The organism is Microbacterium sp. MYb66, from assembly GCF_002979435.1.
GTDB lineage: Bacteria > Actinomycetota > Actinomycetes > Actinomycetales > Microbacteriaceae > Microbacterium.
Map to the genome: position 1 here is coordinate 21287 of NZ_PCOV01000017.1, position 7310 is coordinate 28596.

Sequence of the window (7310 nt, forward strand, 5' to 3'; positions counted from 1 at the left end):
AAATCTTTTCACCAAGTCTAGATCCGATGTAGACTCTTTCCGTAGTGATTCGCACGGCACAGCGAGGAGAGAGATGAGCAGCGTCCCGACGACCGTCGCGGTCGACCTCGGCAAGACCCGCTGCCGCGTCATCGTGGACGGGAGTGAGCGGGTCGTCCGCTCGGGTCTCGGTGCTCCCGGACTCGCGACGCCCGAAGGTGTCGACGATGCCGTCGCGGCGATCCTCCCTCTGCTCGACCGCGACCACGGTGCGGATCTCCTCGGGGTCGGCGCCGCCGGTGCCTGGGCCGCACCCGTCGCCGCGCAGGACCTGGCGACGGCGCTCGCCGCGGCGACGAACGCTCGCACGGTCGTCGCGTCCGACGTGGTCACCGCGCACGCGGGGGCGCTCGGCGGAGCGCCCGGAGTGCTGCTGATCGCCGGAACGGGCGCGGCCGCCCTCGGTGCCGACGTCGACGGCATCCGCCTCGTCGACGGCTGGGGGCCGGACATCGGCGACTTCGGCAGCGGCTCGTGGCTCGGACGCGAGGCGGCCAGAGCCGTGCAGCGCGCCGCCGTCGGCCTGGGGCCCGCGACGAGCCTGTCCGACGCCGTCGCCGCGAGCATCCTTCCCGCGGGTGACGTCATCTCCTGGATCGGAGAGGGCGGCTCGATCGCTCGCCGCCTCGGGTCTCTGGCACCCCTGGTCCTGGATGCCGCGGCCCTCGGCGACCGGGTCGCCGAGGACATCGCCGCCGAGGCCGTCCGTCTGCTCACCGCCTCCGCCGTCGCAGCCTCCACGGGCACCCGCGATGTCGTGCTCCACGGCGGTCTCACCGACCATGTCTGGTTCCGCGCCGAACTGACCTCTTCGCTTCACGCCGCCGGACGCACCATCGTGTCCGCGAACGGCGACGCTCTCGACGGCGCGCTGCTGCTCGCGCGCCGCACCGATCTCCCTCACGAAAGGTTCGTCCACCGTGCCGAATGACGACTCCCGCCTGACCGCCCTCCTCTCGGTGCTCGAGCGCCTCGACACCGAGGCCTCGACGACGGAGCGCGGCGACCTCGATCTGCTCGGCACCGCCGAGCTCGTGCGACGGATGAACGCGGAGGACCGCCGCGTGCCGGAGGCCGTCGCCGAGCGCGCCGCAGAGATCGCCGCCGCGGTCGACGGCATCACCGAGCGGTTCCGCCGGGGTGGACGGCTCATCTACATCGGTGCGGGAACGGCAGGGCGCATCGGCGTGCTCGACGCGAGCGAGTGCCCGCCCACCTTCGGCACCGATCCGTCGATGGTGGTCGGTCTGATCGCGGGCGGCGAGACGGCCATCCGCTCCGCGGTCGAGAACGCCGAAGACGATCCGGAGGCCGCCGAGGCGTCACTGCGCGAGCTCCGGCTCTCGGCGAACGATACGGTGGTCGGCATCTCCGCGTCGGGGCGCACCCCCTACGTCGTGGGCGGATTGACGTACGCCCGCAGCGTCGGCGCGTTCACTGCGGCGATCGCCTCGAACGCCGACTCCGAGATCGGCGCTGCGGCGGAGATCGCGATCGAGGTCGTCACCGGCCCCGAGTTCATCTCCGGCTCGACCCGGCTCAAGTCGGGCACCGCGCAGAAGCTCGTCGTGAACATGCTGACGACGCTGTCGATGATCAACCTCGGCAAGACATACCGCGGCGTGATGGTCGATCTGCTGGCCACGAACGAGAAGCTCCATGCGCGCTCGATCCGCACCGTGTCCCAGCTCGCCGGGGTCGACATCGACCAGGCGGCCACCGCCCTCCAGGCGGCCGACGGCTCGGTGAAGCTCGCGCTGCTGATGCTCGCGGCCGACGCGTCTCCGCAGGTCGCGGCATCCGCCCTCGCCGAGGCCGACGGCATCCTCCGCGACGCGATCGCCGCGCTGGTCTGATTTCGCCGCGCCGCACACCTCCCGCCCGTCAATAGGATTCGGGTGTGGACGATCTCGTGCCGGCGGCGCCGTGGTTGATGGCCGCCGCGGCGGTCGTCGCGGCAGGGGCGTCGCTCGCGGCACGGCGTGCCGTTCCCTGGCAGGGGCGGCAGACGGTGCTGGTGATGGCGGCGGCGATGCTCGTGACCGCGATCGCGGGCCGCATCCCGCTGGTCGGTCTGGGACTCGGAGTCGTGCTGCTGCTGTCCGCGATGCTCGGCACGATGGGCGTGCGCGGGACCCGGGATGCCGCGGACTGCTTCCGGCGTGCGCTCGTTGCGCTGCTCCTCGCCGTCTGCTCCTTCGAGAGCGCGTCGACCGGTGCGGTCGCGGGGGCGGAGGCGGGGGTGCATGGTGGGCACGGCGGTCTCTCGGGGCTGCTGACGATCGTGATCGTCGTCGGCGTGATCGGGGTGGTGCTGTGGACCGTCGTCTCGGCATGGTTCGTCGAGCCCGTCCACCACGGCCGCACCGCGCGCCTGCTGACGGCCGAATCCTGGGCGCTGGCCGCCGGTGCCGCCGTCATGTGTCTGGCCACCTGACTCGCCGGCGGTGGTCCGATAGCGTGGCCGCATGCCCCTCGCCCTGATCACCGGTGCCGCTCGCGCGAACAGCATCGCCGCCGGCATCGTCCCTCGGCTTCGTGCAGCCGGATGGACCGTCGCCACGAGCGATCTGCATGACGCAGACCACCTCGCCGACCTGTCGACACCGGACGGGCCCGAAGCCCTGGTGGCCGAGGTGAACGCCGAGCACGGTCCGATCTCGGCGCTCATCCTGAGTCATGCGCACGACGTGCAGTCGGGCATCCTCGACACGACGGCCGAGAGCTTCGACCTGCACGTCGCCGTGAACGCACGGGCAAGCCTGCTGCTGATCGCGGCGTTCGCGCGCCAGATCGGCGACGACGGGGGAGTGATCCTGGCGCTCACCAGCGACCACGTGACCGGGAACCTCCCGTACGGTGCATCGAAGGGTGCGCTCGATCGGCTCGTGATCTCGGCCGCACGCGAGCTCGGTCCGCGCGGTATCTCGGCGAACGTGCTGAACCCCGGGCCCATCGACACCGGCTGGATGGACGACGAGACGCGCACGGGCCTGACCGGTATGACGCCGCTCGGCCGGCTCGGTCAGCCCGCTGATGTGGCGGCCGTGGTGGAGTTCCTCGTGTCGGATGAGGGGCGTTGGATCTCGGGGCAGCTGCTGCAGTCGGACGGTGCGTTCTCGGCGCGGTACTGAGGCGCCCCCGGTGAGTAAGGTCGTCGGCCCATCCGGACAGCAGCTCGCGAACGTGACCTACGACGCACTCCAGCGTCTGCAGCGGATCGTGTACCCGGACGATTCGGCGCTGAACAGTGTCGGCCGTGATGCCGCGGAGCGAGTGGTCGCACAGGAGTGGCTGGTCGCGGGGCAACTCGTGTCGGACAATGTGGTTCGGTCGCACTCAGGGCGTGTGGTCAAGCAGCACACCGGGATGGGGGCGACGACGTATTCGTCCACGTACGTGTACGACACGGTGGGTCGATTGGTGTCGGCGGTGATTCCGGGGCACGAGTTCGCGTATGGGTTCGGTTCTACCGGTGGGTGTGGTCCGAATGCGGCGGCGGGCTTGTCGGGGAACCGGACGGGTGTGACGGATGTGTGGACGGCACCGGGTCAGGCTTCGATGTCGACGCCGACGTCGTATTGGCCGACCGATCCCATCGGAAGCGCCGACTTGGACGGTGAGTTCGACTGGCTCTTCGCGCTGGACGTGGTGTCGACAGCGATAATGTTCGTACCTGGAGTCGGGACAGCAGCGGGACTCGCGATCAAGGCTGCTGTCGTAGCCACCACTGCAGTTCGCGCGAGCACTGTCGTGAGGAAGGTCGCTTCCGCCGCCAACGTCGTTCGCACCGTTATCAAGAAGAACAACATTTTGAGAATTGGGCCATCGACTAATGGGCCCCAATCCGGGTGTCGATCGGCGCTCAGTTGAAATACTGGGAAAAGATGCCACCGCTGCGCCAGAGACTCCAACCTTTGCACGGTCATTTTGAAAGAACGAAGGGCGCGATCACTAACACCAGAACTCGTCAAGTCGTTTGGAAGTACGGAAAGTGGGTATTGTGAGATCGAATCTCCAGTTAGAAGCTCTCCTGCAGCGACTCGCGACTGAGGTGCAGGATTGCGAGACATTCGTTGAGGTGGAGGCCAACGTCGTGAGGTTTTGGATTCGGAGCGATCTCTCGCCCGGGCGAGTCGCATCAATTTCACGATTTGATAGGGCGTTCTATGCACTTAATCTAGATCACTTGTACGTGATGGCTTGGGTTGACGAAGATCTCACCTTTCGAGAGGAGGAGGAGGAGATTCGGCGGCTAAGTGGAATTGGCGAATCATACGTAAAAAATGGAGGCAGAACAGGCCAAACCAAATTTCTCCGGACACCATACGTAGAGGTGCTGGTAGACAAGGACATGGTTCGCGTATATCGCCCATTGGGTCGTCGGGGAGGCGTATTGCTTTCCCCCTGGGAACGATTGGGGGGCTGGCCGGCCGCCGACGGTTGATCGAGTGGGTGTTTAAGTCTCAGGATTCGCTCCTGGGACGGAGGGACGCAAACGCGTCCGCTGGTCGCCAATTTCAACAGAGGTTCGTGCGTGACGCTCGCCGCATGCTGGAAGCGATTCTGGATCCGAGGCAAGTTTGGGTGTCCGGAGTCTGGTCCGATGGCCATTGCGCGGTCGTCCGCCTCACAGCATCGCGGCTTGCTTCGGGTCACGCATCCGTCTGATGCGTGACCGCGGCGTCGCGAGGGTGAAGCTGACTCTTCTCACGTATGGGTTCGGGTCGTCGGGTGGGCGTGGTCCGAATGCGGCGGCGGGCTTGTCGGGGAACCGGACGGGTGTGACGGATGTGTGGACGGCGCCGGGTCAGGCTTCGGTGTCGACGTCGAGGTCGTATTGCTATGACTGGGCGGATCGGTTGTTGTCGTCTTCGGTGACGGGGCGGAATGTTAGGAGGCATGTAATGAACTTCTTTACGGGACTTTTATGGCTCGTGCTATTGCTTGTTCGTGGAGTACTTCTATGGCTCTTTGTTCCCTTCGCGGTTTTAGCCTGGCTGACCGTCCACTGGTGGGCGCAGAAGGCGTCGGTAGCGCAAGCTGTCTGTTGGTACGACCAGATCCTTTGGGCGTTCTTGATCTTGATTCCATTTCGCGCTCTGCGATATATCGACCCGAAGGCAAAGACCGTTAGATGTCTTAGACTCTCGGAAATGCGGGATCTTAAGGCATACAAAATTAGCCTGATCAATGATGTAGCCTGAGTGGCGCTCGACAGGGGATGAGCGAGATCAGCGAGATCGAGGCAACGCAAAAGTTCGCCTCGATCCCGAACTTCGTCTTCGGTACCCGGGTGGCACCGAGAACTAGCCTGGCCGCAAGCAGAGTTCCCTTGATCACGAGTCCAGCGGCGGTCCGACGCCGGGAATGGGGAGGCACCTAAACCACCTCGCGGGCAATGCGCTCAAACATGCGCGGGTACACAACCGCGATGGCTATCTACCCCCATCGGAGAATGGCGCCTGTCGCTCCATGCGGTGGGCGCAGACGCCGACAGCTGCGCGAGGCGCGACGATGGCGACAAGGCCGCTGGGGATTCCCGCGAACTGTGCTATCAAACCAGCGAAAAAGGGTTCAGGAACGGCGTTCCGTGGTCCCCCTCAATCCCGGGAGCAACGCGCGCATCATGGAGGGCAATCCCACAGTAACTATGCTCACCAACAGGTGTCGTACGGTTCGATGGAACCGGCACGGTCAGTCTCTGGATGCAGCTGGGAACATTTCTTCCTGCCTGAGGTTTTCCAGTGAATCAAGTAAATGTAGGCGACGTCATCATTTCCCTGGCTGAAATGGCAAGCCCGCTCTCTCAAGAGCGAGTGTGGGTCCGTCCATCGACGGAATGGGAGTCGAGTTGCATCGAGTGCAACGCCCTCTCAGGTGCGGAGCGCCTTCGGCAGTGGCGTGCTCCACTCCTCAAGCCTGGCTTGGGTATCTACCAATCAAACGGACACCTGGATATTTACGAATGAAAGCAATCATCAAGAGCATCCACGGCTCCGAGTTGGATCTCGAGACATGCCGCCCCGTAGACCCGTTCGACGACGGTCAGTGGATTCGATTGCGGTGAGAGGTCCCGTCTACTGCTCGCGCTCCTGCGCGAGGGAGACGGCGCGGTCGAACGTCGAGACGAGGACCTGTCGTCGGTCGGTGCGGTAGTCCTCGTCGGGCTCGAGTTCGTCGATGTAGCCGTCCCAGACACGGATGTAGCGGTCCCGCCAGGCCTCGAGCGTTGCGCTCGGCGGGAACGTCGCGCCCACGCGCCCGGCTGACCCGATGTCGGTGAGGATCTCGAGCCACGCCGGCACCATGCTGCCGCCCCATTCGTCGGGCTGCAGCTCGGTGTCGTCGTCCTCGTCGGCGAACGACTCGGCGATCTTCGCGATCAGATCGTCTGTGATCTCGCTCAGCCCGTCGGCAACCGTATCGTCGTCGAAGTTTCCCGGACCCCACGTACCCATGGCGCGCCCTTCCCCTTGTCTGCGGTTTCGGGATTCAGTCAACCATGAGGGGGTGACGCCGGCGGCGACCCGTCGTCAGTGTCCGCCGCCGAACTCGATGAGCCCGACGCCGACCGCGATCAGCGCGACGCCGATCGCCATCATGGCCGAGAAGTGGTCCTTGAAGATCACCCGTCCCAGCACAGCGGTCAACGCGACTCCGGCGGCGGCCCAGATTCCGTAGGCGACTCCCACCGGCATCCCCAGTGCGAGGATCGTGCCGAGCAACGTGAAAGCGGCGAGGTAGCCGACGACGATCACGGGGATCCAGCGGCGGCGACGCAGACCCTCCGATGCTCGCAGACTCAGCGTCGCGGTCACCTCGCTCGCGATCGCGAGGGCGAGCAGCAGCCAGGTCATGAGGTGGCCTCGGTCGACTCGCGAGTGTGCGACCCGAGCTCGACGAGCAGGACCCCGACCACGATCACCCCGACACCGACGATCTGCACGGGACCCAGCAGCTCGCCGAACAGCACGGAGCCGAACACCGCGGTGAGCACGACCCCGAATGCCGACCAGATGCCGTACGCGACGCCCACCGGCATCCCACGATCGAGCACGACCGACAGCAGCCACAGCGAGCCCGAGTAGCCGAGCGCCACGACGATCAGCCAGAGCGGATGGGTGAATCCCTCGGCCGCGCGCAGCGACAGGGTCGCCGTGACCTCCAGCGCGATCGCGACCAGCAGGGGCGGCCACGCGGAGAGGCGGGGGCGGTCTGTCATCGGGGGCCTTTCGGGGGGAGTGTCCGAGGTGGTGAACGTGGCGAGG

General features: G+C 65.9%; 8 protein-coding genes. 5 read left to right on the forward strand and 3 right to left on the reverse strand.

Annotated features, from left to right (window positions below; translation table 11 throughout):
• The first annotated feature begins 73 nt into the window (after window positions 1–73).
• Genes CQ045_RS18520 through CQ045_RS18540 form a run of 5 tightly spaced genes read left to right on the forward strand, consistent with a single transcriptional unit; the run spans window position 74 to window position 3912 of the window.
• On the forward strand, window positions 74–970 hold the full coding sequence (locus CQ045_RS18520) for a BadF/BadG/BcrA/BcrD ATPase family protein (RefSeq protein ID WP_105726489.1): 897 nt from the start codon (window positions 74–76) through the stop codon (window positions 968–970).
• Window positions 960–1895, forward strand: coding sequence for an N-acetylmuramic acid 6-phosphate etherase (murQ, locus tag CQ045_RS18525; RefSeq protein WP_105726491.1), 936 nt, complete (start codon window positions 960–962; stop codon window positions 1893–1895). The genes CQ045_RS18520 and murQ overlap by 11 nt, the downstream gene beginning before the upstream one ends.
• A 44-nt stretch (window positions 1896–1939) precedes the next feature.
• Window positions 1940–2476, forward strand: coding sequence for a hypothetical protein (locus CQ045_RS18530; protein ID WP_105726493.1), 537 nt, complete (start codon window positions 1940–1942; stop codon window positions 2474–2476).
• 31 nt (window positions 2477–2507) lie between these two features.
• Window positions 2508–3173: an SDR family oxidoreductase gene (locus tag CQ045_RS18535; protein ID WP_105726495.1), complete on the forward strand. Its 666-nt coding sequence runs from the start codon at window positions 2508–2510 to the stop codon at window positions 3171–3173.
• Between the two features lie 10 nt (window positions 3174–3183).
• Entirely contained in the window at window positions 3184–3912 is a 729-nt protein-coding gene (locus CQ045_RS18540) for a hypothetical protein (RefSeq protein WP_105726497.1), read from the forward strand.
• 2207 nt (window positions 3913–6119) lie between these two features.
• Here CQ045_RS18540 and CQ045_RS18550 read toward each other — a convergent pair.
• The 3 genes from CQ045_RS18550 to CQ045_RS18560 form a co-directional block, all read right to left on the reverse strand.
• A complete protein-coding gene (locus tag CQ045_RS18550; RefSeq protein ID WP_105726501.1) occupies window positions 6120–6500 on the reverse strand; it encodes a DUF4259 domain-containing protein in 381 nt (126 codons plus the stop codon).
• A 75-nt stretch (window positions 6501–6575) separates the two neighbouring features.
• Window positions 6576–6899: a multidrug efflux SMR transporter gene (locus CQ045_RS18555; RefSeq protein ID WP_105726503.1), complete on the reverse strand. Its 324-nt coding sequence runs from the start codon at window positions 6897–6899 to the stop codon at window positions 6576–6578.
• Complete coding sequence (locus CQ045_RS18560) at window positions 6896–7264, reverse strand: multidrug efflux SMR transporter (protein ID WP_105726505.1); 369 nt, start codon at window positions 7262–7264, stop codon at window positions 6896–6898. The genes CQ045_RS18555 and CQ045_RS18560 overlap by 4 nt, the downstream gene beginning before the upstream one ends.
• Window positions 7265–7310: the final 46 nt, after the last annotated feature.

Coding starts and splice junctions, on each gene's coding strand:
- CQ045_RS18555 (WP_105726503.1), bottom strand. CDS start 6,899: ATGACCTGGCTGCTGCTCGCCCTCGCGATCGCGAGCGAGGTGACCGCG.
- CQ045_RS18550 (WP_105726501.1), bottom strand. CDS start 6,500: ATGGGTACGTGGGGTCCGGGAAACTTCGACGACGATACGGTTGCCGAC.
- CQ045_RS18535 (WP_105726495.1), top strand. CDS start 2,508: ATGCCCCTCGCCCTGATCACCGGTGCCGCTCGCGCGAACAGCATCGCC.
- CQ045_RS18560 (WP_105726505.1), bottom strand. CDS start 7,264: ATGACAGACCGCCCCCGCCTCTCCGCGTGGCCGCCCCTGCTGGTCGCG.
- CQ045_RS18520 (WP_105726489.1), top strand. CDS start 74: ATGAGCAGCGTCCCGACGACCGTCGCGGTCGACCTCGGCAAGACCCGC.